Origin of the sequence: Victivallis sp., from assembly GCF_048170485.1 — a bacterium.
GTDB lineage: Bacteria > Verrucomicrobiota > Lentisphaeria > Victivallales > Victivallaceae > Victivallis.
In genome coordinates, this window is the sequence record NZ_DBEXAY010000172.1 from 1 (window position 1) to 23660 (window position 23660).

Annotated in this window: 21 protein-coding genes; 15 read left to right on the forward strand and 6 right to left on the reverse strand. The window is 64.1% G+C overall.

Annotation, left to right across the window (positions count from 1 at the left end; all coding sequences use genetic code 11):
• Positions 1 to 305 precede the first annotated feature (305 nt).
• Together ACMLHG_RS08955 and metG are read left to right on the forward strand one after the other, a co-directional pair.
• A complete protein-coding gene (locus tag ACMLHG_RS08955; RefSeq protein ID WP_417170282.1) occupies positions 306 to 2609 on the forward strand; it encodes a sodium-translocating pyrophosphatase in 2304 nt (767 codons plus the stop codon).
• Between the two features lie 157 nt (positions 2610 to 2766).
• On the forward strand, positions 2767 to 4722 hold the full coding sequence (gene metG, locus ACMLHG_RS08960) for a methionine--tRNA ligase (protein WP_417170273.1): 1956 nt from the start codon (positions 2767 to 2769) through the stop codon (positions 4720 to 4722).
• 58 nt (positions 4723 to 4780) lie between these two features.
• On the opposite strand, the gene ACMLHG_RS08965 is transcribed toward metG, so the two are convergent.
• From ACMLHG_RS08965 to ACMLHG_RS08980, 4 genes are read right to left on the reverse strand one after another with little or no spacing between them, the layout of a single operon-like run.
• Positions 4781 to 5968 carry a glycosyltransferase family 4 protein gene (locus ACMLHG_RS08965; protein WP_417170274.1) on the reverse strand — a complete coding sequence of 396 codons (1188 nt, stop codon included), beginning with the start codon at positions 5966 to 5968 and terminating at the stop codon, positions 4781 to 4783.
• Complete coding sequence (locus ACMLHG_RS08970) at positions 5949 to 8156, reverse strand: ComEC/Rec2 family competence protein (protein WP_417170275.1); 2208 nt, start codon at positions 8154 to 8156, stop codon at positions 5949 to 5951. The genes ACMLHG_RS08965 and ACMLHG_RS08970 overlap by 20 nt, the downstream gene beginning before the upstream one ends.
• Before the next feature lie 12 nt (positions 8157 to 8168).
• Positions 8169 to 8546, reverse strand: coding sequence for a hypothetical protein (locus ACMLHG_RS08975; protein ID WP_294436369.1), 378 nt, complete (start codon positions 8544 to 8546; stop codon positions 8169 to 8171).
• 38 nt (positions 8547 to 8584) lie between these two features.
• On the reverse strand, positions 8585 to 9616 hold the full coding sequence (locus ACMLHG_RS08980) for a lactonase family protein (protein ID WP_294436370.1): 1032 nt from the start codon (positions 9614 to 9616) through the stop codon (positions 8585 to 8587).
• A gap of 188 nt (positions 9617 to 9804) precedes the next feature.
• Here ACMLHG_RS08980 and ACMLHG_RS08985 point away from each other — a divergent pair, with 188 nt between their 5' ends.
• From ACMLHG_RS08985 to pta, 13 genes are all read left to right on the forward strand, one after another.
• On the forward strand, positions 9805 to 10533 hold the full coding sequence (locus ACMLHG_RS08985) for a 16S rRNA (uracil(1498)-N(3))-methyltransferase (RefSeq protein WP_294436371.1): 729 nt from the start codon (positions 9805 to 9807) through the stop codon (positions 10531 to 10533).
• Between the two features lie 152 nt (positions 10534 to 10685).
• Entirely contained in the window at positions 10686 to 12155 is a 1470-nt protein-coding gene (locus tag ACMLHG_RS08990; RefSeq protein ID WP_417170276.1) for a GspE/PulE family protein, read from the forward strand.
• Positions 12156 to 12162: 7 nt separating this feature from the next.
• Positions 12163 to 13023 (forward strand): CvpA family protein, encoded by an 861-nt coding sequence (locus tag ACMLHG_RS08995; protein ID WP_417170277.1) that lies wholly within the window; start codon positions 12163 to 12165, stop codon positions 13021 to 13023.
• Positions 13024 to 13031: 8 nt separating this feature from the next.
• A complete protein-coding gene (locus tag ACMLHG_RS09000; RefSeq protein WP_417170278.1) occupies positions 13032 to 14615 on the forward strand; it encodes an NAD(P)/FAD-dependent oxidoreductase in 1584 nt (527 codons plus the stop codon).
• A gap of 99 nt (positions 14616 to 14714) precedes the next feature.
• Complete coding sequence (gene rpsU, locus ACMLHG_RS09005) at positions 14715 to 14882, forward strand: 30S ribosomal protein S21 (protein ID WP_294436375.1); 168 nt, start codon at positions 14715 to 14717, stop codon at positions 14880 to 14882.
• Positions 14883 to 15021: 139 nt separating this feature from the next.
• Positions 15022 to 16317 carry a tyrosine--tRNA ligase gene (tyrS, locus tag ACMLHG_RS09010; RefSeq protein ID WP_295810845.1) on the forward strand — a complete coding sequence of 432 codons (1296 nt, stop codon included), beginning with the start codon at positions 15022 to 15024 and terminating at the stop codon, positions 16315 to 16317.
• Positions 16318 to 16459: 142 nt separating this feature from the next.
• Entirely contained in the window at positions 16460 to 16804 is a 345-nt protein-coding gene (locus ACMLHG_RS09015; RefSeq protein ID WP_294436377.1) for an HU family DNA-binding protein, read from the forward strand.
• Positions 16805 to 16932: 128 nt separating this feature from the next.
• Entirely contained in the window at positions 16933 to 18189 is a 1257-nt protein-coding gene (hisS, locus tag ACMLHG_RS09020) for a histidine--tRNA ligase (RefSeq protein WP_417170279.1), read from the forward strand.
• 45 nt (positions 18190 to 18234) lie between these two features.
• Positions 18235 to 18888 (forward strand): adenylate kinase, encoded by a 654-nt coding sequence (locus ACMLHG_RS09025; RefSeq protein WP_295810837.1) that lies wholly within the window; start codon positions 18235 to 18237, stop codon positions 18886 to 18888.
• Between the two features lie 3 nt (positions 18889 to 18891).
• Positions 18892 to 19662, forward strand: a complete 771-nt coding sequence (gene map / locus ACMLHG_RS09030; protein WP_294436380.1) for a type I methionyl aminopeptidase — start codon at positions 18892 to 18894, stop codon at positions 19660 to 19662.
• A complete protein-coding gene (gene infA, locus ACMLHG_RS09035) occupies positions 19644 to 19862 on the forward strand; it encodes a translation initiation factor IF-1 (protein WP_294436381.1) in 219 nt (72 codons plus the stop codon). The genes map and infA overlap by 19 nt, the downstream gene beginning before the upstream one ends.
• A gap of 40 nt (positions 19863 to 19902) precedes the next feature.
• Complete coding sequence (locus ACMLHG_RS09040) at positions 19903 to 21108, forward strand: acetate/propionate family kinase (RefSeq protein ID WP_417170280.1); 1206 nt, start codon at positions 19903 to 19905, stop codon at positions 21106 to 21108.
• A 54-nt stretch (positions 21109 to 21162) separates the two neighbouring features.
• Positions 21163 to 22173 (forward strand): phosphate acetyltransferase, encoded by a 1011-nt coding sequence (gene pta, locus ACMLHG_RS09045; RefSeq protein WP_295810833.1) that lies wholly within the window; start codon positions 21163 to 21165, stop codon positions 22171 to 22173.
• A 91-nt stretch (positions 22174 to 22264) separates the two neighbouring features.
• Here the strand turns inward: pta and trmB are convergent, their stop codons facing one another.
• A complete protein-coding gene (trmB, locus tag ACMLHG_RS09050; protein WP_294436385.1) occupies positions 22265 to 22930 on the reverse strand; it encodes a tRNA (guanine(46)-N(7))-methyltransferase TrmB in 666 nt (221 codons plus the stop codon).
• Positions 22903 to 23660: hypothetical protein (locus ACMLHG_RS09055; protein ID WP_417170281.1), on the reverse strand; the 758-nt coding region annotated here is incomplete at its 5' end. The genes trmB and ACMLHG_RS09055, both read right to left, overlap by 28 nt.

Consider the following 23660-nt stretch of genomic DNA (forward strand, 5'->3'; position numbering starts at 1 on the left):
ATGAAACTATTGTAATTGCAATTTGGGTTTCCGTCTGAAAAATGGAAAAGTGCAGAATTTTCACCGTTTTTTCCATACCGCGGATCGATTTGACGGAGTATTTTTAAACGGGAATTGTGGCCGGCACTCCGGCCGAATTCAGATATATCATCAACTCTAACCGGGGAGCTCAAATGAAAAAACTGCTGCTGACAGGCCTCTCCTTTGCAGGACTGGCCGCCGCCGCTGACGTGGTGGTTGAATCCGTAACCGTCGTCGAAAACGCCGTTCCGCCGGACATGGAGAGCCTCTCCATGTTCGCTGGAATGCCGCTGCTCTGGTGGGTGGCGCCGCTCGCGTCGATCATCGCTCTGCTGGTTGCGCTGATGTTCTACCGCAAGATGATCGCGGCCGACGAGGGAAATGAGCGGATGAAGGAGATCGCCGGCTACGTCCGCGAAGGGGCGATGGCCTATCTCCGCCGCCAGTACAAGGTGGTCGGCATCGTCTTCTTCATTCTCTTCGTCATCTTCGCGGTCCTGGCCTTCTGCGGCGTGCAGAACCCGTTCGTGCCGGTCGCCTTCCTGACCGGCGGCTTCTTCTCCGGCCTCTGCGGCTACATCGGCATGAAGACCGCGACCCGCGCCTCCAACCGCACCGCGCAGGCGGCCAGCGAAGGGCTGAACCGCGGCCTGCAGGTCGCCTTCCGCTCCGGCGCGGTCATGGGCATGGTGGTGGTCGGCTTCGGACTGCTCGACATCTGTTTGTGGTACCTCATCCTCGACAAGCTGGTCTACACGCCGGAACACATGGCGACCGGCCTGCGCTTCCTCGGGCTGGAACTGGTTCCGGCCGGCTGCTCGGTCTCTGAAAAACTGGTCCACATCACCACCACCATGCTGACCTTCGGCATGGGCGCCTCCACCCAGGCGCTCTTCGCCCGCGTCGGCGGCGGCATCTACACCAAGGCCGCCGACGTCGGCGCCGACCTGGTCGGCAAGGTCGAAGCGGGAATTCCGGAGGATGACCCGCGCAACCCGGCCACCATCGCGGACAACGTCGGCGACAACGTCGGCGACGTCGCCGGCATGGGCGCGGACCTCTACGAATCCTACTGCGGCTCGATCCTCGCGACCGCCGCGCTGGGCGCCGCCGTCGCGGCTCAGACCGCCGGAGCGACGACCGATTACGCGCTCAAGCTGGTTCTTTCGCCGATGATCGTGGCGGGGCTGGGCACGCTGCTCTCGCTGGTGGGAATCCGCATGGTCAGCTGCAAGGAGGGAGCCACCCAGAAGCAGCTGCTGCGCAGTCTGCTCACCAGAACGCTCGGCAGCTCGGTGCTGATCCTGGTCGCCCTGCTCTTTCTGTGGTACCTTGACTTCATCTCCTGCGGCATCTTCGGTTCGGTGGTCGCCGGACTGGCGGCGGGCGTGATCATCGGTCAGGCGACCGAATACTACACCAGCGCGGAATACAAACCGACCCGCGGCATCGCCTTCCAGGCCCAGATGGGCCCGGCCACCACAATCATCGACGGACTGGCCACCGGCATGTACTCCGCTGGAATTCCGGTGGTGACCATCGTCATCGGCATCCTCTGCGCCTACGGCTTCGCAGGCGGATTCTCCGGGGAGCCGGGCGCCTTCTCGATGGGCCTCTACGGCGTCGGATTCGCCGCGGTCGGCATGCTCTCGACCCTCGGAATCACGCTGGCGACCGACGCCTACGGGCCGATCGCCGACAACGCCGGCGGCAACGCGGAGATGTCCGGCCTTCCGCCGGAGGTGCGTCAGCGCACCGACGCGCTCGACTCGCTCGGCAACACCACCGCCGCGACCGGCAAGGGATTCGCGATCGGTTCGGCAGCGCTGACCGCGATGGCGCTGCTGGCCAGCTTCATTGAAGAGAGCAAGATCTGGATCGGCAAGTTCGACTCCGGCCTCGGCGAAGGGATCGACGTCGCCGCCGCCAGCAAGATGACCATTCTCAATTTCGTCGACTGGCAGCAGCTGAACATCATGAATCCGATGCTGCTGGGCGGTCTCTTCATCGGCGGCATGGCCGCGTTCCTCTTCTGCGCGATGACGATGAAGGCGGTCGGCCGCGCCGCGGGTTCGATGGTCGAAGAGGTGCGCCGCCAGTTCCAGGCGATGCCCGGCATCATGAAGGGCGAAGAGAAACCGGACTACGCCCGCTGTGTGGCGATCTCCACCGCCGGAGCGCAGCGTGAAATGCTCGTGCCGTCGCTGCTGGCGATCGTCATTCCGGTGCTGACCGGGCTGATCCTCGGCATTCCGGGCGTGATGGGCATGCTCGCGGGCGGACTCGCCACCGGGTTCGTGCTCGCCACGATGCTCAACAACGCCGGCGGCGCCTGGGACAACGCCAAGAAGCACATCGAAAACGGCGCCTACGGCGGCAAGAAGCTCGCCGACGGCTCCAAGAATCCGACCCATGCCGCCGCCGTGATCGGCGACACCGTCGGCGATCCCTGCAAAGACACCAGCGGTCCGGCGCTGAACATCCTCATCAAGCTCATGAGCATGGTGTGCATCGTCTTCGCGCCGGTGTTCATCAAGTTCTCGCCGGTGATTCAGAGCTGGCTCGGCATCGCCGGCAAGCTCCAGTAAGAGGGAGAACTTCTTCGCGGATACGGTCCGCGGCCCGGTCCGGGTCGCGGGCCGTTTTCTGTTTTCCCGGTTTGGAATTCGCTTTTTTCCCGCCGGGAGGATATATTAATGAAAATTTTGATCTGACACGTTTCACATACTCTTCCGGGAGGTACCGATGAACACTGAAAATTTCTACGTGACGACACCGATCTATTACGTCAACGACAAACCCCACATCGGCCACGCCTACACGACGATTCTCGCCGACGTGCTGGCGCGCTACCACCGTTCCCTCGGCGAGGACACCTTCTTCCTCACCGGCACCGACGAGCACGGCCAGAAGGTGCAGAAGGCGGCCGAGAAGCGGCAGATGGATCCGAAACAGCACTGCGATGAGACCGTGGTCCGCTTTCAGGAGCTGTGGCGCAAGCTGGGGATCACCAACGACCGTTTCATCCGCACCACCGAGGAGTACCACAAGAAGGTGGTGCGGGAGATCCTCCAGGAGCTCTACGACCGCGGCGAAATCTACAAGGCGGAATACACCGGCTGGTACTGCGTCGGCGACGAACGGTTCTTCACCGAGAAGGATCTGGTCGACGGGAAGTGTCCGGAGTGCGGCCGCGAAGTGAGCGCGATCAAAGAGTCGAACTACTTCTTCCGCATGAGCAAGTATCAGGACTGGCTGATCGACTACATCCAGACCCATCCGGACTTCATCCAGCCGTCGTTCCGGGCGAATGAGACGCTGGGCTTCCTCCGGAAGAAGCTCTCCGACCTCTGCATCAGCCGCCCGAAATCGCGCCTCTCGTGGGGCATCGAACTGCCGTTCGACCCCGATTACGTCTGCTACGTCTGGTTCGACGCGCTCATCAACTACATCTCCGGCGTGGGCTTCCACCGCAACCAGGAGGAGTTCGAGCACTGGTGGCCGGCGAGCTACCATCTGATCGGCAAGGACATTCTCACCACCCACAGCGTCTACTGGCCGACCATGCTCAAGGCGATCGGCCTGCCGATGCCGCGGACCATCTTCGCCCACGGCTGGTGGCTGACCGGCAACACCAAGATGAGCAAGTCGCTCGGCAACGTGGTCAATCCGATGGATATGGTCGAGCGCTACGGCGTGGACGCCTTCCGCTACTTCCTGCTCTCGGAAATGTCGCCGGGTAATGACGCGAACTTCACCGAAGAGGCGTTCGTCGCCCGCTACAACAGCGATCTGGCCAACGACCTCGGCAACCTGCTTTCGCGGGTGCTGAAGATGACGCTCCGCTCCGGCGGCGTGATCCAGCCGCCCGCTGAACTCACCGCCGACGAAGCCGAACTCAACGCGGAGGTCGACAAGGCGGTCGCGGCGATGGAGAGCTGCCTGCTGGCGATGAAGTTCGACCAGGGGCTGGCGGCGGTGATGAACGCGGTCCGGGCCGGCAACCGCTACATGGAGAAGACCGCGCCGTGGAGTCTCGCCAAGAAGGGCGAGCTCGCCCGGCTCAATACGGTGCTCTACACCGCGGCCGACGCGCTCCGCCGGGTCGCGGTGCTGCTCGCGCCGGTGATGCCGTCGAAGATGGCGGATCTCGGCGCCGCGCTCGGGTACAACCGGAACGACTTCGCCGCGCTGAAGATCTCCGACCTCAAGACGAAGAAGAGCGACCTCGCCGGGCGGACCGTGCAGGACTGCGACGCGCTCTTCCCGCGCATCCAGTTTGAAGCGGCGAAGGAAGCCGAGGCGAAACCGGCGAAGCAGGAAAAGGCGGCGAAGGCGGCAAAACCGGCGAAAGCGGCCGCTCCGGCCGGCGTGGTGGAGCTGATCGACATCGCCGATTTCGCCAAAGTTCAGCTCCGCACCGCGAAGGTGATCGAGGCGAGCCGGGTGGAGGGTGCGGACCGGCTGCTGCGGCTCCGGATTGAATCCGGCGGCGAAGAGCGGCAGATCGTCTCCGGCATCGCCCGCTGGTACACGCCGGAGTCGCTGGCGGGGAAGAGCATCGTGATCGTCGCCAACCTCCGGCCGGCGAAGATCCGCGGCATCGAATCCGCCGGAATGCTGCTGGCGGCAAAGGAGGGCGACACGCTCCGGCTGGTGACGACCGACGGCGAAATCGCCTCCGGCGCCGAAGTGGGGTAATTCCCGCCTTTGATTGCAGAAACCGAAGATCCCCGGGCGACCGGGGATCTCTTTTTTTTCAGCGCGAAACGTGTTCGAGCAGTTCGCGGTACTCCCGCTCGAGAATGTCGACCATCGTCTCCCAGCGGAACTTCTCCAGCACCAGCTTCCGGCCGTTCTCGCCCATCTTCCGGGCGCCATCCGGGTCGAGCCAGAGCTTGCGGGTCGCTTCGGCCACCTCCTCCACCGATTCCGGAGCGGCGCAGTAGCCGGTCTCGCCGTCGATCACCACCTCCGGCGTGCCGTCGAGCCGGAATCCGATCGCCGGAATTCCGGTCGCCAGCGCCTGCACCACCGAGCGGGGCAGCCCCTCGTGGAGCGAGAGGTGCCAGAGCAGATCGGCGAGCGCGAGATAGCGGTGAACCTGATCGGGCGCGACCAGTCCGGCGAAGTGGAAGTGCCCGGTGAGCCCCAGCGCGGCGATTTCGGCGTCGAGCTGCTCCCGCATCGGCCCGTCGCCGACGATCAGAAGATGGGTGTCGGGGAACTCCGCGATCACCTTCGCCGCCGCCGGAATGACATACTCATACCCCTTCTGCTGGAAGAGCCGGGCGACGGTGACGATCACCCGCGCCTCCGGCGGAATGCCGAGCGTGTCACGCAACGCCGGTTCCGGCTTCGCCCCGGCGAAGAGCGCGGTATCCATGCCGGAATAGACCACCCGGTAGCGGTCGCGCGGCGCGATCCCGGCTTCGACGCACTGGTCGATCATCGCCTGCGCAACGGCGAAAATGCGGTCACTGCGGCGGGCGGCCAGGCGTTCGGCGAACTTGTAGAGGGCGTTTTTCCACGGCTTCTCGTAGGGGTGAAACGCCTGCCCGTGGACGGTGTGGACCACTACCGGCACGCCGGCGGCGCGGGCGGCCAGCCGCCCGAGGATTCCCGCTTTCGAGCAGTGGGTATGGACCACGTCGAACCGGCGCTCCCGGAAGAAGCGCTTCAGTGCGAAGTAGGCCTTGAGGTCGTTGACCGGGTCGAGGCGGCGCACCAGCGAGGGCAGTTCGACGGTTTCGACGCCGGAACTGTCGACATGGGCGAGCAGTTTCCCCTCCCGCCCGGGGGAAGGACCGGTCAGCAGAACCGCTTCGTGACCGTGGCGCAGGTGGCCGATCACCGAGTAGAGGGTATTTTCCTGGGCGCCGCCGACGATCATCCGGGTGATGACATGGCAGATTTTCAACTTCTTTTCAGAATCCTTCGAACACATGCTCGCGCATCTCCGGCACGCTGCCGTATGGAATCTGAAACCGCTCCTCCGGGCGGCCCGGGCGGCGCAGCGTGAAACACCACCCGGAATCGGCCGCATCGATCCACAGCCGGAATATCAATTTAGACCCGGGATTGAAATATTCAACCTCCCAATGCGTTTTTTCATCAAGAATCCGGCAGAAACCGGGGTCGCGTCCGGCATGACGGCTCACCGGCACTCCGGCGGCGCGCAGTTCGAGCAGCTCCTCCATCCGCCAGCCGTAGGAATCCCGCGGCGGCAGGGCGATCCGGCGAACCGGCATCGCCCGGAGCAGAGCGGGCACCCCCAGCACCGCCCCGGTCCGGGGCCGGGAGAGGTAGAGGGTCTCCACCTCGGTGATACCGTTTGAACGGAAGAACCCGGCCACCGCCTCCGCGGCGTCGGAGCCCGGCATGTTGATTGCGACGCCGACGCCGCGTCCGGGTTCGGCGACCGCGACCACCGGCAGGGGGGAACGGCCGCCGGCGCCGGTCATCAGCGACGGCGGGCGGATTTCCGCGCGGACCACCCACCCGGCCAGCAATATGGCGGCGAGAAACGCGGCCGCAACGGCAATCCGCCTCTTCCGCACCCCGGCGGCGACGAGCAGTGCCCCGGTGAAAAGCACGGCCTCCCAGGCGGCGGGACGCACCGCCGACATCCGGCCGAAACAGGTCGAAACGGTTCCGGCGACCGCATCCATCAGCGAGAATCCGGTGGTGAGCAGCCAAGCGCCCAGTTGGTCGAGTCCCGGCAGGAGCGCGCCGAACGCGAGTTTGAAGGCAAGCACCGGGAAGAGTGCGCCCACCAGCGGCGAGAGCAGCAGATTGGCCAGCACCGAACCGGGCAGAAGCAGTCCCTGCGAATAGAGCGAGATGCCCGCTCCGGCGAGAAAGGCTCCGACACACCCGCCGACGGCGAAGAGCAGTGCACTTCCCCGCCGGAGCGACCGCTCGAAGCGGAACGCGGCACGGCCGGTCGGCATGTAGCGGAGCGGTTCGCGAAGAAGTTCGTTCCACTCCCGGAACCGTTCCGCGAGCAGAATCAGCATGGCGGTGATGACGAAGGAGTACTGGAACCCGAGGTCGAGCACCAGCATCGGCGAAACGAGCACCATCGCCGCCGCCGCGAGAAAGAGCGTGTTGAGCGCCGGCGTGTAGAGCAGCACCATCCGCAGCAGACACCAGACGCCGATCATGCAGAGGGCGCGGACCGCGGGCGGATTGGCTCCGGTGGTCAGCACATAGGCGCCGACCAGCAGCAGGAGCGAGAGCATCCGCGGCCGCAGCGGCAGCGGCCGGAGCAGCCAGAGCAGCACGCCGGCCAGCACGGCGACATGCATCCCGCTCACCGAGAAGAGGTGGATCGTGCCGGAGCGGACGAACCGTTCGCGGATGGAGTTGTCGATGCCGCCGGTCGCGCCGAAAAAGAGCGCGGCGGCACAGCCGCGGACCCGGTCGGAGGTGACGCCCCGCAACGCCCGTTCCATCAGAAAATCGCGGACCCGGCAGAGCCGTCCGACGACGCCCGGCGCCATCCGCTCCACCCGGAATTGGTCGATCCGGAAGAGCCGTTCCGCACCGCGGGCGGCGAGAAATCCGGCAAAGGAGAGACCGTTCCGGACCGGACGCAACTCCCCCTCCTCCTGCCGGAAGACGGATTCCGCCGGGAGTTCCAGTGTGCCGCCGGCGGTGATCACCGCGCCGCAGGGAGGTGACGGCAGAGCCGGGTCGGGGAAGCGCAGATAGAGCATTCCGGAAGCGGGCCGGAACTCCCGCTCCCCCAACAGCCGGAGGGCGACGAGTTCCGCCCGGATCAGCCCCGGCGCCGGAACCGCCCGGACCGACGTGATTCTGCCGTCGGTGAGGCGACAGACCGCCTCCGCCCGGAGATTCCGCTCCGGCAGGGAGCGAAGTGCGTCATCCTCCTGCCATCCGTTCGCGTGACAGTACCAGCTTGCCGCGCCGAGCACTGCCCCGAGCGCGCCGGGCAGCGCCGCCCGGAGGGGAAGCAGAAGGAGAGCGCAGAGAATTCCCGCCGGCACCGCGGCAAGCGCCGCGGCACTCCCGCCGGCCGCTCCGGAGGCGGCGCCCAACACCACGCCGAGCGCAAGAGCCGTCTCCGGCCGGGCGGAAAGGCGGAAAAGAACCGGCCGCACCCGCTTCACGTCACCCCGCTTCTACTCTTTGAACGGATTGCCGCCGAAGACCCACGCCTCGTTCTTCTGCTGCCCTTCGCGGACCCGGCGGCGGAAGGCCTCCTCCTCGGCGCTCGGAGCGGCTCCGTCGGAGAGGGAATTCTCCAGCACGCGGCGCTCCTCTTCGGTGAGGTCGAATCCGGCGGCGACCGGAGCCGGCTTGCTCCGCCGGATGCGGAGCAGGTCATCCACCGGGTCGCGGAACTCTTTGGTCTGCCCCTCCCCGGCGGAGGTCTGCCGCGCGGCGGCGGCACGGTTCCGCCGGGCCGCGGTCTCCTCCGGCGTCTCGTCGAAGAGCGCGCGGAACGTCGAACAGCCGCAGAGCGAAACCAGCAGAAACAGGGCAAGCAACGCTTTCATGAAGTCATCCTCCCGGAGTTTGCCGCGTTCCGGACCGTTCAGCGCCACATGACGCAGAGCGGCCGCGGCAGCTTGTAGATGAGCCCGTTCGGCGTGAGACCGCCTTCGCCGTCGTAGTCGAAGAAGACCAGCACGTCGGAGAATTCGTTGGCGGCGGCGAACATCGTTCCGCCGGGCAGGAAGTTGATGTCGCGCGGACTGCTCCCGCCGGAAAGCACGAGCGAGGTGCGCTCCATGCCGCCCTTGCCGTCCAGCCGGAAGACCGCGATCGAGTCGAAGCCGCGGTTGGAGGCGAAGAGGTAACGCTCGTCCGCCGAGAGCCGGACCGCCGCCGCCTTGGTCGCCACATTGACCAGGGCCGGCAGGGTCGAACGCGTCTCGATCGCCTCGAACCGGCCGTCAGCGTAGCGGCAGGAGATCACCGTGTTGCCGAGTTCGTTCAAGAGGTAGGCGATTTTGCCCGAGCGGTCGAAGACCAGATGGCGCGGGCCGGAACCTGCCGGACGGACCGGGCTGGTGATCGCCCCCGCCGCATCCAGCCCCTTTTCCGGGTCGATCGGATACGCCTTGATGGCGTCGATTCCGAGGTCGATCACGCAGAGGTAGCGGCCGTCGGGCGAAAGCCCGGTGAAGTGCGGATGCGCGCACTCCTGCCGGGCGGCGTTCGGCCCTTTGCCCTCATGCTGAATGAGCTGGGTGCGTTCGACGATCCGGCCGTTGTCGAGCTTGAACTCCGCGAAGGTGCCGGTGCTGTAGTTGGCGGCGTAGAGGAACTTCCCGGAGGGGTCGGTGATGACGTAGCAGGTGCTGCGCCCGCCCGCGGCACAGGTGTTGATCGGCACGAGCGACCCGTCCGCCTCGATCCGGAAGGAGGCGACTCCGCCCGCATCCTCCACCGAACAGGTGGTGTACATGTATTTGCCGTCGGGCGAAAAGGCGATATAGTTCGCGTTGGGGACCGGGGTGAACCCGACCTGCACCGGCGCGGCGGATTCCCGCATTTCATAACGGTAGATGCCGCCGTCGGGCTGTTCCGACATCGCGGCGACGTAAAAGACGGCTCCGGACATGATCTTCTCCTTCACAGGTTGAAAATTGGTTCTTCTCTGCTCTATAGTATAACACCGCTCCGGAGTTTTTTCCCCCCGGCGGGCGGAAAAATGCGGATTTTTTCCACCCGCCGGGTTCCTCTCCTTGAAAAAAAACGTCCGATGCGCCATCTTATGTCCCGTCAACGAATTCACGGAGGCGAACACGCATGAATCTCCTGCTGCTGGAGGAATCCGATTTCATCGCGCCGGACCGGGTGCGCATCACCGGCCGCCGCCATAAACAACTGTACGAAGTCATACACGCCGAACCGGGCAAACGGTGCAAGGCGGGGCTGCTCAACGGCCCGGTCGGCACGGCGGAGCTGATCTCCATCACCCCGGAGGCGGCCGAACTTGTCCCGTCGCTCGACCGGGAGCCGCCGCCGCCGCTGCCGGTGACGCTGGCGGTCGCTCTGCCGCGGCCGCCCACCTTCGTCAAAGTGCTCCACTGCGCGACGACGATGGGGGTCAAGCGCTTCTTTTTCCTCACCACCCGCAAGGCGGAGAAGAGCTACTGGAGCAGTCCGGCCATCACCCCGCCGGAGGTGGCGGAGACGCTCAAACTCGCCCTCGAACAGTGCGGGGACACCGTCATGCCGCAGGTGGAGTTCCGGCGGGATTTCCACCGCTTCGTGCGCGAAGAGCTGCCGCTTCTGGCGGCGGAGTCGGACCTCTTCCTCGGCCACCCCTCCGCCGTCCGCCCGCTGCCGACCCGGCTGGAACGCCCGGCGACGCTGCTGATCGGTCCGGAAGGGGGCTTCACCGACAGTGAAGTGGAGCTCTTCACCGGGTGCGGCGCCACGCCGGTCACGCTCGGGCGGCGGACGCTCCGCACCGAATTCGCCGTGCCCGCACTGCTGGCGAAACTGACGGCGGAGAACACGGAATTTCTCTGATTTTTTCCATCCCGGGATAAGAAAACAGCTGTTCCGGCCGTTTTTCTTTTGAAAGGCGCGGGAAAATCCGTTTTTTTTGACCGCGACGGGTTGAAAAAAGCGGCGGCCGACAATACATTTACAGCATTGGGATTCATTGAGGGAAAACACGCGTGAACTACAATCCGATTCTGATCCTCCTGCTGGCCGCCTGGATGTACTCCGGCGTCTACGTGCTCGACTATATCGACCGGCGGGCCGATGCGCCGGAGCGAGGACGCGACTGGCTCAATCTGGCGGCGCTCCTCGCCGGACCATTGGTCATCGCCGCCTTTCTGCTGTACGACATGTGGGGGCAGTTGCGGGAGAACTTCAACTCGATCTTCCGCAAAGTCAATGCCAGACGCTACGACGTGGAGATCGAACTGCGCGACTCGCGGGGGCAGCCGGTGCTGGAATCCGGCCAGCACGGGGAGTCGGGCGAAGCGATTCTCCGCCTCAAACATCTGCTCTATGAAGCGCTCTCCAAGCGGGCCAGCGACATCTTTTTCGACCCGAAACCGAACGGCACTCTGGTGGTCCGCTTCCGGGTGGACGGCGCGCTCCGGGTGGTCGAGGAGATGAACATCAATCTCGGCGCCAGCGTGATCAGCGCCGTCAAGGTGGCCGCGGGGATGGACATCACCGAAAAACGGCGGCCGCAGGACGGCGCCTTCAGCGCGGAAAGTGCCAAAGGTCCGGCCTCGTTCCGCGTCGCCAGCGTCGGAGCGTTCGGCGGCGAAAAGATCACCATCCGGGTGCTCGCCTCCAGCGCCGGTCCGCTCACCCTGCGCGACGCGGGGCTGACCGGGGAGAATCTCAAGATCATGCAGAACGCCGTCCGGATGCCCTCCGGCATGATTCTGATCTGCGGCCCCACCGGCAGCGGTAAAACCACCACCCTCTACGCACTGCTCCAGGCGATCGACTATTCGCTCAAGAACGTCATCTCCATCGAAGACCCGATCGAGCACGTCATGGAGAACATCAGCCAGATGGAGGTCAACACCAAGGCGGACATCACCTTCGCCAAACTGCTGCGCAACGCCCTGCGTCAGAATCCGGACATCATCTGCCTCGGTGAAATCCGCGACGAGGAGACCGCGGAGGTCTCGTTCCACGCCGCCCAGACCGGCCACCTCATCATCGCGACCGTGCACAGCAACGACAATCTCGGCACCATCGACCGGCTGATCAACCTCGGTGTGCCGCTGCGGAGCGTCGCCGCGACATTGCAGCTGCTCGTCTCACAGCGGCTGGTGCGCCGCCTCTGCCACTGCAAGGAGCACACGGAGCTCGCGCCGGAGTACGCGGAGTACTTCCGCCAGGCGGGGCTGAGCACCCGCAACGTCTGCCGCCCGGTCGGCTGCCGCGACTGCGACGGCACCGGATACGCCGGCCGGGTCGCCATCTTCGATCTGATGGTGATGAACAACTCTCTGCGTTCCACCCTCGAAGCCGAAAACGCCACCCTCAGCAGCATCAAAGAGGAGATCGAGCGCGAACACGGCAGTTCGATCATGGCGTATGAGGGATTCAAACTGGTCGAGGCGGGCATCACCTCGGTCGAAGAAGTCGAACGCGTAACGCTCAATCTGGAGTGATGGATCCATGGAAATGCTGATTCTCTGGGGAGTGCCGGTTCTCACCGCACTGCGCGGTCTGAACCGACGTCTTTTCCACAGTTACCTCACCTTCTGCAACCTGCTGTTCTCGGTCTATGTCGCGCTGTGGAGCGAACCTGTGATCAGCAAGTACTACTCTCTCCCGGCGGAGGCGGCCGCCTTCAAACCGGCGGTTTCGATGCTGGTCGCGGCTTTCGTCACCTTCCTGGTCCTCTACAAGGTGGTGGAGCAGCTGCACCCGGAAACGCAACGGGAGTTCTCCTTCCCCCGCCCGATCGACAAACTCGGCGGCGGCGTCTGCGGCTTCCTCGCCGGAATGGTCCTCATCAACTTCCTCGCCTTTCTGCTCTGCACCGTGCCGCAGAAACAGGCGCTCTCCGGCGTCGTCTCACTGCCAGAACTCGAGCGCGCCGCCACCACCTCGCTGGTTTCGATCAGCAAAGCGGTGGACCGGGCCAGTTTCCAGGAAACCACCTCCCGCGATCGGCTCGCCCCGCTGCTGGAGCTGGCGCGCAAGGCGGATCCGGCCACGCCGGAGGAGGAGGGAGCCGTCCCGGTGCCGCTGAATCCGCAGACGAACCAGCAAAATGACGCCGACATTGCGGATGCGGCGGAGGAGAGCGCAGAGACCGCCGACACCGCGGAGACCACCGAAGAGGAACTTGAAATCGAAACCACCCCGGCGGAAAAACCTGCTCCCGCGCCCTCCGCTCCGGCGGCGAAACCTGCGCCGCAGAAGGAGGAGCAGCCGCTCACCTTCCAGCAGTCGATCGTCAAGAAGGCGATTCCCAACGCGGTGATCCGGAACGGGCAGATCGTCGTGGAAACCCCGATGCCGGAAGAGTAAGGATCCCCATGTACACGATATTCCGGAATCTCTCCGTCAACGCCCTCACCGCCCCTGCCGACATCGACCGGAGAATCGGCGCCGTCGCCGCAAAAACCGCCGGCCTCCCGCCGGACGTGCTCCGGAGCTGGCGGATTCTCGCCAAGAGCGTCGACTCCCGCCGCGGCGCGCCGCAGCTGGTCTACACGTTGCTGGCCGAAGTGGAGAAAACCTCCTCCGCCGCCCGGAAACTGGAACCGGTTCCGCCGGAGATGCTCGCACAGTTCGAAGCCCCCCGGCTGGAACTGCCGGAGACCACTTTGCTCCACCCGCTGGTGGTCGGCACCGGACCGGCCGGCATCTTCGCCGCCCTCGCCCTCGCGATGGCGGGCACGCGGCCGGTCGTTCTCGACCGCGGGCCGGAGGTGGAACCCCGGTTTGCCGCCGTCCAGCACTTCCTCGAAACGCGGGAACTCGAAGAATCCGCCAATCTGCTGATCGGCGAAGGAGGCGCCGGGACCTTCTCCGACGGGAAGCTCTATACTGGCACCCGCGACGGGAATTCCGGCTTCATTCTGAACGCCTTCGCCGAAGCGGGCGCACCGGCGGAAATCCGCTACCTCAAGCGCCCTCACATCGGTTCGGACCGGTTGCGGCTGGTCGCCGCAGGACTGCGGAAACGGATTCTCGACCTCGGCGGCGAGTTCCGCTTCGGCGTCGAGGTGACCGACCTTCTGCTGCGGGACGGCCGCTGCCGCGGCGTCGTCACCGCTTCGGGCGAGACGATCGAAGCGCCGCTCACGCTGATCGCCGCCGGTCTCGGCGGGCGGGAGCTCAGCCGACGGCTGCGCGAACGGGGTGCGGCGTGCGAATTCAAATCCTTTCAGATCGGCTGCCGCATCGAGCACCCGCAGGAGCTCGTCGACCGCCGGCAGTACCGGCTCACCGGTTCGCGGCCGGAGGCGCTCGGCGCCGCCGAGTACCACATGGTCTCCCATCCGCAGCGGGCCCCCGGCGTGAGCACCTTCTGCATGTGTCCGGGGGGCGAGATCCTCAACGCCACCGCCTGGCGCGGCCGCTCGGTCACCAACGGCATGAGCGACTACGCCCGCGCCGGAGAGTTCGCCAACAGCTGTCTTATCGTCACCTTTCCGCCGGAAAAATTCACCGGCCCCGACGCGGCGTACGCCCGGCTCGAAGCGCTCGAAAAAGCGGTCTTCGAACAGGGAGGATGCGACTACACCCTGCCGGCTCAGGACGCCGCCGCCTTCCTCCGCCGCCGGAACGGCCTCTCCAGCCGCAGAACCAGCTGCCGCTGCGGCATCGTCCCCGGGCGGATCGACCGGCTGCTGCCGGAGGAGCTCGGCGCCGGAATCGCAGCCGCGCTCACCCACTTCGACCGGCTCATGCCCGGTTTCATCCGGCACGGGCGGCTGATCGGGGCGGAGACCTGCGTCTCGAGTCCTCTGCGGTTCCTCCGCGACCCGGCGACGCTGGAATCCTCGCTCGCCGGCCTCTATCTCGGCGGCGAAGGGGCCGGATGCGCCGGCGGCATCATGTCCGCCGCGGCCGACGGACTCCGTCTGGCGCTGGCGATGCTCCGCCGCGGCTGATTTTTCCGGCATTTCCCCTTGACAGCGCCGGAATTGCGGTGTATATTGGAAAATCGCTTGTAACAAAACCTAACGTATCGCAAAGGGGGTGAATCAGTCATGGATACCGAAGTTCGCGTCAAAAAAGGCGAAATCATCGACCGCGCTCTGCGCCGTCTGAAGAAGAAGCTCGATAAGGAAGGCACCCTCAAGGAACTCCGCAACCGGCGTCACTACGAGAAGCCGAGCGAAGTCAAGCGCCGCGAAGCCAAACAGCGCCGCCGCTGACCGTCTTTCTGAACTTGTCCGGGCGGTCCGGAGCGTCTCAGCTCCGGACCGTCCGCTTTTTTTCCGTTTTCGATTTGCAGTTCCGGCGGAATCGGGGTATAGTATTTATTTCGAACATCAAAAACATCACGCAGGCATCATGAACATCTATCAGGAATTGAAAGCGCGGGGTTTCTGCTACCAGCAGACCGACGAGGAGGCGATCGAAAAACTTCTGGCCACGGAACAGGTCAGGTTCTACGTCGGCTTCGATCCGACCGGAAACAGCCTGCACGTCGGCCACCTGCTGCCGGTGATGGCCATGCGGCTGCTGCAGAAGGCGGGCCACTTCCCGATCGTGCTGGTCGGCGGAGCGACCGCGCAGATCGGCGACCCCTCGGGGCGCATCTCCGCCCGGCCGATGATGACGCTCGAAACCATCGCGGAAAACGTCCGCTGTCTGCGGGCGCAGCTCCGGCGCTTCATCGACGACACCGACGGGAAGGCGCTCTTCGTCAACAACGCCGACTGGCTCTGCAAGATCGGCTACATTGAAATGCTCCGCGAAGTGGGCAGCATCTTCAGCGTCAACCGGATGCTGGCGCAGGAGTCGGTCAAGTCCCGGCTGGAGAACGGTCTCTCGTTCCTCGAATTCAACTACTCGATCCTTCAGGGGTACGACTTCTACATTCTGAACCGCGACTACGGCTGCAAGCTCGAAATGGGCGGCCAGGACCAGTGGGGCAACATGGTCGCCGGCACCGAGCTGGTCCGGCGCAAGAGCGGCAACGAGGTGCACTGCATGACCATTCCGCTGTTGATGAACAGCAGCGGGCAGAAGTTCGGCAAGACCTCCGGCGGCGCCAACGTCTGGCTCGACGTCAACCGCACCAGCGTATTCGATTACTACCAGTTCTGGCGCAACTCCGACGACGCGCAGGTCGAGAAGCTGATGCTCTACTTCAGCCCGCTGCCGATCGAGGAGATCAAACGCCTCTGCGATCCGGCCGGAAACATCAACCGTGCCAAGGAGATCCTCGCCTACGAAGCGACCTGTCTCGCCCACGGGGAGGCGGCCGCCCGCGAGGCGTTCGTCACCGCCGGCAGCCGGTTCGGTTTTGCCGACCCGGAGCGGAAGATTCCCACGACCAGTTCGATCGCGTCGGTGGAACCGGTCCGGGTGACGGCGGAGCTGCCGGTGGCGGAGATCGATCCAGCGGAGCTCGCCGCTCCGGAAGGGGTCACCGTCGCACGGCTGCTGGTCCTCGCCGGCCTCTGCAAGAGCAACAGCGACGGCCGGCGCCTGATTCAGGGCGGCGCGGTCTCGATCGACGACAAAAAAGTCACCGACCCGGTTGCGGCGGTGCGGATTGCCGATTTCGGCGAAGCGGGGCTGGTTCTGCGTGCCGGGAAAAAGAATTTCCGCCGGGCCGTACTCAAACAGCAGGAGGGCTGAAGGGGGACGGATCACCGGTGGCTTGATACGGAAGCGGCACCCGATTCCGGTATTTGCGGCGAAGAATGATAAAAATCCCGCTTTTTTCCGTGAAAAGTGTTGACTATCCGCATTTTTGGCGCAATATTATTGAAACGACATCATGGAACATTTTCAACCTTTAATAAGAGATTTCAGGAGAGACAAAATGACCAAGCGTGATTTGGTAGTTAAGATTGCACGGGAAACCGGATTCATTCAGAATGATGTGGCCGAAGTCGTGCAGAAGACTCTCGATTATATCGCCGAAGATCTGATCGCCGGCAACACCATCGAACTGCGCAACTTCGGCGTCTTCGAGATCAAGGTCCGCAAGAGCCGCAAGGGGCGCAACCCCAACCAGCCGAAGAATGAGGTGATCATTCCGGAGCGCGCGGTCGTGAAGTTCCGCGCCGGCAAGGAGCTCAAGGAAGCGGTCGAAAAACTCAATCCCGCTCAGTTCAAATAAGCTGGGCTGCGATGAGACGGTTACACGCCTGACGGAGAAAAATTTTCGTCGGGCGTGGTTTATTTTGAGGCCTGCCGCGAAAGTGCGGTTCCGGCAGGCGGGAAACAAGACAACACGGGATCAGTTCCATGGCAAACTTTGCCCCACCGCCGGGGACGGCGGATATCTTTGCGGCGGAAGCACGGCGCTGGCGCACCCTTGAGAATACCGCCGCTTCGGTGTTCTCCCGGTACGGCTACGGCGAACTGCGCACCCCCATCTTCGAATATACGGAAATTTTTCAGCGCGGCCTCGGCGGCGAAACCGAAGTGGTTCAGAAGGAGATGTACACCTTCGAAGACCGCGGCGGACGCAGCCTCACCCTCCGGCCGGAGGGGACCGCCGGCGTCATGCGGGCGCTCTCCAACACCGACGTCCTCAACGGCGTCGAACAGCGGGTCTACTACTGCGGGCCGATGTTCCGCGGCGAGCGCCCCGCGGCGGGACGGCGCCGCCAGTTCCACCAGGTCGGCGTGGAGAACGTCGGCCGGGTCGCGCCGCTCATCGACGCCGAGTGCATCGCCATGCTGATGGAGTTCCTGCGGGAACTCGGCATCAATGATGCGAAACTCGCCATCAACACCCGCGGCGTCACCGCCGACCGCGGCCCCGCCGGGGAGCTGTTGCGCAACTATTTCGCCCAGCACATCGACACCATGTGCGACGACTGCAAGGCCCGGCTCGACCGCAACGTCTGGCGCATCCTCGACTGCACGCAGGAGGCGTGCCGCAAGGTGGTGGCCGATGCCCCCGATTACGTGGCGAGCTTCAGCGCCGAATCGCGCGCCTACTTCGATGAAGTGCAGGCCGCGCTCACCGCGCTCGGGATCCCCTACACGGTCGACCCGCTCCTGGTGCGCGGGCTGGACTACTATGTGCACACCGTCTTCGAAGTGAGCCACTCCGGACTCGGCGCGCAGACCGCGGTCGCCGGCGGCGGCCGCTACGAACTCTTCCTGCCCGGGCAGAACCGTCCGGTGCCGGGCGTCGGATTCGCCGCCGGCATGGAGCGGCTGCTGATGGTGCAGGATGCGCTCAAACTCAATCCGCCCGGTGTCGACCCGGCTTCGTTCTATCTGGTCGGGCTGGGGGCCGCCGCACGGATGGCCAACCTCAAGCTGGCAAACCGGCTCCGTCGCGACGGAGTCACCGTCGCCCTCGAGCTGGAGGAGCGTTCGTTCAAGGCGCAGCTCCGCAGTGCGAACAAATCCGGCGCGAAGTACGCGGTCATCCGCGGCGACGCCGAGCTGGAGAAGGGGGTCGCCGTGGTCAAGAGCATGGCCGACGGGTCACAGAGTGAAATTCCGGAAGGGGAACTTTTCGAATTTCTCAGCAGTCACCGGTAAATTACCGGATTACCATATTCACAACTTTATCGATTGGGAAATCTTATGTTCAAGCAGAAAAATCTGATCTTCATCGGCGCCCCCGGCGCCGGCAAAGGCACCATCTCCGCACTCGTCTTGGCCGAACAGCCGCTGGTTCACATCTCCACCGGCGATCTTCTCCGCGACGAGATCAAGCGCGACACCCAGCTCGGCCGCGAAGCCTCCACGCTGATGAAGGCGGGGAAACTGGTTCCCGACGAAGTGGTTGCCGGCATGGTCCGCTCCCGCCTCTCCCAGCCGGACTGCCGGCAGGAGGGGTTCATTCTCGACGGCTTCCCGCGCACCATCCGGCAGGCGGAACTGCTGGCGGACGCCCTCCGCGAACTGGGAACTCAGCTCGACCGGGTGGTCTACCTCAAGGTGGATGACGACCTTCTGCTCCAGCGGCTGACCGCCCGGCAGAACTGCCGCAAGTGCGGAGCGATCTACAACAAGATCTTCCAGCCCTCGAAGCAGGAGAACATCTGCGACAAGTGCGGCGGCGAACTCTTCCAGCGCCCCGACGACTCGCTCGAAACTGCGAAGTCCCGCCTCGAAGTCTTCTACCGGCAGACCCAGCCGCTGATCGACTACTACGACAAACTCGGACTTCTGCTCACCATCACCGAAACCGACAAGGCGAAGATCATGGCGACGCTCGAAAAGGAGCTCGCGTAAATCATGTCGCGCAATCAGGTCATTCATACGGCGGATGAGATCGCCCGGATCCGCCGCGCGGCACAGCTCACCGCGCAGGTCCGCGACTCCGTCGCCAAATTGGCGAAACCCGGAATGACTACTTTTGACCTCGACCAGCTCGCGGGGGAACTCATCCGCGAGACCGGCGGCAAAAGCGCGTTTCTCGGCTACCGGGGCTACCCCGGCAATATCTGCATCTCGGTCAACGACGAGGTGGTGCACGGCATCGCCCGTCCCGACCGGATTCTGCTGCCCACCGACATCGTCAGCATCGACGTCGGTGTGGAAATCGACGGCGGCATCGGCGATACCGCCCTCACCTTCGGCTTCGGCGAACCCAACGAGGAGATCGCCCGGCTGCTCAAGGGAACCCGGCAGGCGCTGATGGACGGCATCGCCCAGGCGAAGCGCGGCCACTACATCTCCCACATCAGTCACGCGGTCGAGATGACCGCGAAGAAATATCACCTCGGCGTGGTCCGGGAATATGTCGGCCACGGCTGCGGCACGCGGCTCCATGAGCCGCCGGAAGTGCCGAATTTTGTCGGCTTCGGGCGCGGCGCACAGCTTGTGCCCGGCATGGTCATCTGCATCGAACCGATGCTCAACCTCGGCACCGCCCGGGTGACCACCGATTCCCACGACCACTGGACGGTCAGGACCGCGGACGGTTCCTGCTCCGCCCATTTCGAACACCAGGTGTTGATAACAGAAAACGAACCGGAGATTTTAACGTGGCCAAAGACGATGTAATCAGAATCGAGGGAGTGGTCAAAGAGCTGCTTCCGAATACGATGTTCAAAGTGGAGATCCAGACCGGACACACGGTGAACGCACACATTTCCGGCAAGATGCGGATGAACTTCATCCGCATCCTCCCCGGGGACGCGGTGACGCTGGAGATGTCGCCCTACGACCTCACCAAGGGCCGCATCGTATTCCGCAAGAAGTGACGCATTCATTATTCATACAGCAGGGAGAAAGAGTTTTCAAATGAAGATCCTGGTCATCAACGCCGGCAGCAGCTCGATGAAATTCACGCTGTTCTCGATGGCAAACGATACCGTACTGGCCAAAGGGCAGTTCGAACGGCTCGGCACCGAAAAGCCGAACATGATCTACAAGCGCGCCGACGGATTCAAATTCGAAGGGGTCATCCCGGTGAAGGATCATGTCGAAGCGGTTCGCGAGATCTGCGCGAAACTGGTCGATCCGCAGCACGGCGTCATCAAGAGCCTCAGCGAAATCTCCGCGATCGGCCACCGCGTCCTGCTCGGCGGCGAGAAGATCACCCGTCCGGTCAAAGTCGACGACGGCGTCAAGGAGATCATCCGGGAGTACATTCCGCTCGGCCCGCTCCACAACCCGGCCAACCTCGCCGGCATTGAGGCCTGCGAAGCGGCCATGCCCGGCGTGCCCAACGTCGCGGTGTTCGACACCCAGTTCCATCAGACCATGCCGCCGGAAGCCTACCTCTACGCGATCCCCTATGAGTTCTACAAAAAGTACGGCATCCGCAAATACGGCTATCACGGCACCAGCCACCACTATGTGACGCTGGCCACCGCCCGTTTCCTCGGCAAGAAGCCGGAAGATGCGACGCTGATCACCTGCCACCTCGGCAACGGCTGCAGCATGGCGGCGATCAAGAACGGCAAGGTGATCGACACCTCGATGGGGCTCACCCCGCTCGAAGGACTGATGATGGGGACCCGTTCCGGCGACCTCGATCCGGCGGCGGTGATCCGGCTGATCGATCTCGGCTTCTCCACCAAAGAGGTCGACACGATTCTCAACAAGAAGTCCGGCCTCTACGGGGTCGGCGGCATCGGCTCCGGCGACATGCGCGACAACATCAACGCCGCCGCGGCCGGCAACGAGCAGGCGGAACTCGCGCTCAAGATGTTCGCCCGCCGCGTGATCAAATACATCGGCTCCTACTACGTTCTGCTCGGCGGCGCGGATGCGGTGGTCTTCACCGGCGGCGTCGGAGAATACTCCGTGCCGATGCGCAAACGGATCATGAGCGGCATCACCGCGCTCGGCATCGAGCTGGATGACAAGCGCAACGAGGCCTGCTTCGGCACCGAAGGGATCATCTCCACCGACGACAGCAAGTTCAAAGCGATTGTCATGCCCACCAACGAGGAGCTGATGATCGCCATGAGCACCGTCGACACGCTCGGGCTGAAGAAATAAGATAGCATCGGCGGCTCCCCGGTGGAGCCGCTTCAATCTGGAAAGGATGGAAAAATGTCTGTTCTGAACACGCTGATGGAACGCGCCCGCAAAGGCGCCAAAGTGATTGTTCTGCCGGAAGGGCAGGATCCCCGCGTCGTGGCGGCCGCCGCCAAGGCCGTGGCGGAGAAGGTGGTCTCCCGGATCATCGTCCTCGGCACCGAGGCGGAAATTTCCGACGCCTGCGCCAAGGCCGGCGTTGCGGAACGCAAGTTCGAAACGCTCGACTACCTCGCCAGCCCGCTGATGAAGGAGTTTGTCGAAGAGTTCACCGAGATGCGCAAGGCCAAGGGCATGACTCCGGAAAAGGCCGCCCAGACCATGAAGAGCCGGATCTACTTCGGCGCGATGATGTGCCGCCGCGGCCTGGCCGACGGCCTGGTCGCCGGCAGCATCGCCTCGACCGCCGACATGCTCCGCGCGGCGTTCCACTGCATCGGGACCGCTCCCGGCATGAAGATCGCCAGCAGCACCTTCGTCATGGACCTCAAGACGCCGGCTCCGGCCGGGGACAACGTCCTGCTCTTCGCCGACTGCGGCGTCAATCCGAATCCGGATGCCAACCAGCTGGTTGACATCGCGCTGGCCACCGCGGCGACCTACCGTTCGCTGCTCGGCGGCACGCCGAAGATCGCCTTCCTCTCCTTCTCGACTCGCAACAGCGCCGACCACGAGATCCTCAACAAGGTCAAAGAGGCCGCCGCGCTGATGAAGGCCAAGGTGGAAGCGGAAAAGCTCGACATCATCTCCGACGGAGAACTGCAGGCGGATGCCGCGCTGGTTCCCTCGGTCGCGGCGGCGAAGGCCCCGGGCAGCCCGCTCGGCGGCGCCGCCAACATCCTGATCTTCCCGGACCTCAACGCCGGCAATATCGGTTACAAACTTGTCCAGCGTCTGGCCCACGCCGACGCCTACGGCCCGATCCTGCAGGGGCTGGCCAAGCCGCTGAACGACCTGTCGCGCGGCTGCAACGCCGACGACATCTTCGGGCAGATCATCATCACGGCCTGCCAGGCCTGCCGCTGACCGCGGAAGTTGTCCGAAACAGAAACGGGATGCCGGAATCACGTTCCGGCACCCCGTTTTTTTTGCATCCTCCTGCGCGAGGGAGAGGAAATCAATGGCCGACGGTATGCGGCGGCGGCGGAATCTTTTTCCACGCCGCATGATGGACCGGCTTGCCCTCCTCCAGCCAGCGCAGCTCAAAATCGCTCCGGACGTCGGCGATGTCTTCGACCGCCTCCGGCGCTTCGACGAAAAGACGCGAAGCGGTAATCACCCGGTGCACGGCGCCGCAATAGGCTTCGTCGTCGCTGGAGAAGTGGAAAATCCCCTCCGGTTTGAGCACCCGGTGAAGCCGGGCGGTGAAATCGCTCGTCAGCAGCCGGTGCCCGCGATGACGCCCTTTCGGCCACGGGTCCGGGCAGAGCAGATGGATGCGGTCGATCGAAGCATCCGGCAGCGCCAGCCCGACCAGATAGCGGGCTTCGGAGCGCAGCAGAATGAGGTTGTCCAGCTCCATGCGGTGCATCCGCCGCACCAGTTTGCGCAGCCGCCCGATCATCACGTCGGCGGCCAGAATCGTCCGCTCCGGATACCGCTTCGCCAATTCGGCGGTAAAGCTCCCCACGCCGCAGCCGAGGTCGAGTTCCACCACCGGCCGGAGCGCGAGCAGTTCGGCCGGAATCAGGTCATAGACACCGGTGAGAAAACGGACCTCCCGGTCTTCGGGGTGCCCGTTTCCGGCACCGCACCTCAAATTGCATCCCGCTGTTTCGCCCACTCGCGAATCTCCTTTTCAAATTGCGGAAACTCCATGCCGAGCATCAGATCGGCGAATTTCCGGAAGTAACTGCTGATCGCCTCGCGGAAGATCGACAGATTCAACACCCGTTCGGCAAAGATCTCATCGTCGCTCATCGACTCCCCTTCCGGGAGCTTGAACGAGCTGAATGCGAACTGGTCGGCATCGAACGTGCCGCTCCAGATCTGGTTGGCGCGGGTCAGGGTCAGTTTGGCCTTCTTGAGCTTCTTGCCGACCGCCATGGAGGCCTTCGCTTCGGCGCTGCGCAGCGGGCAGTCCCCCTTCTTGATCGTCGTCTCCGCCGCGCCCTGCGCATCCCCTTCCCCGACGAAGACCAGCGGTGCCTCGATCATCAGATCAAATTCGCCGTACTGGGGATGCTCCAGTTTGCCGGTGGTCTCGCTGTAGAACCAGAGCCACATCAGAAAATCACGCCCGGTCATCGGCTCGGAATCCGGGCGGCCGCCGATGGTCAGCACCGGGAAACTCGCCTCCGTCGTCTGAAAGAGCCGCTCCAGCAGCGTTCCCGGCGTCAGCTGCACCGGTTCAACCTTGGTCGTCTGGTAGAACATGTCGATGAAGAGATCGAGCTGTGTCCGGCTGGAAGCGCCGACATACAGCAGTCTCTCGTGCGGCTCATACACCATCGGGATGCCGGAGAGCGCCGGAGGCATTTTCAAAATATGCTTTTCGATCGCCTCTTCGCGAA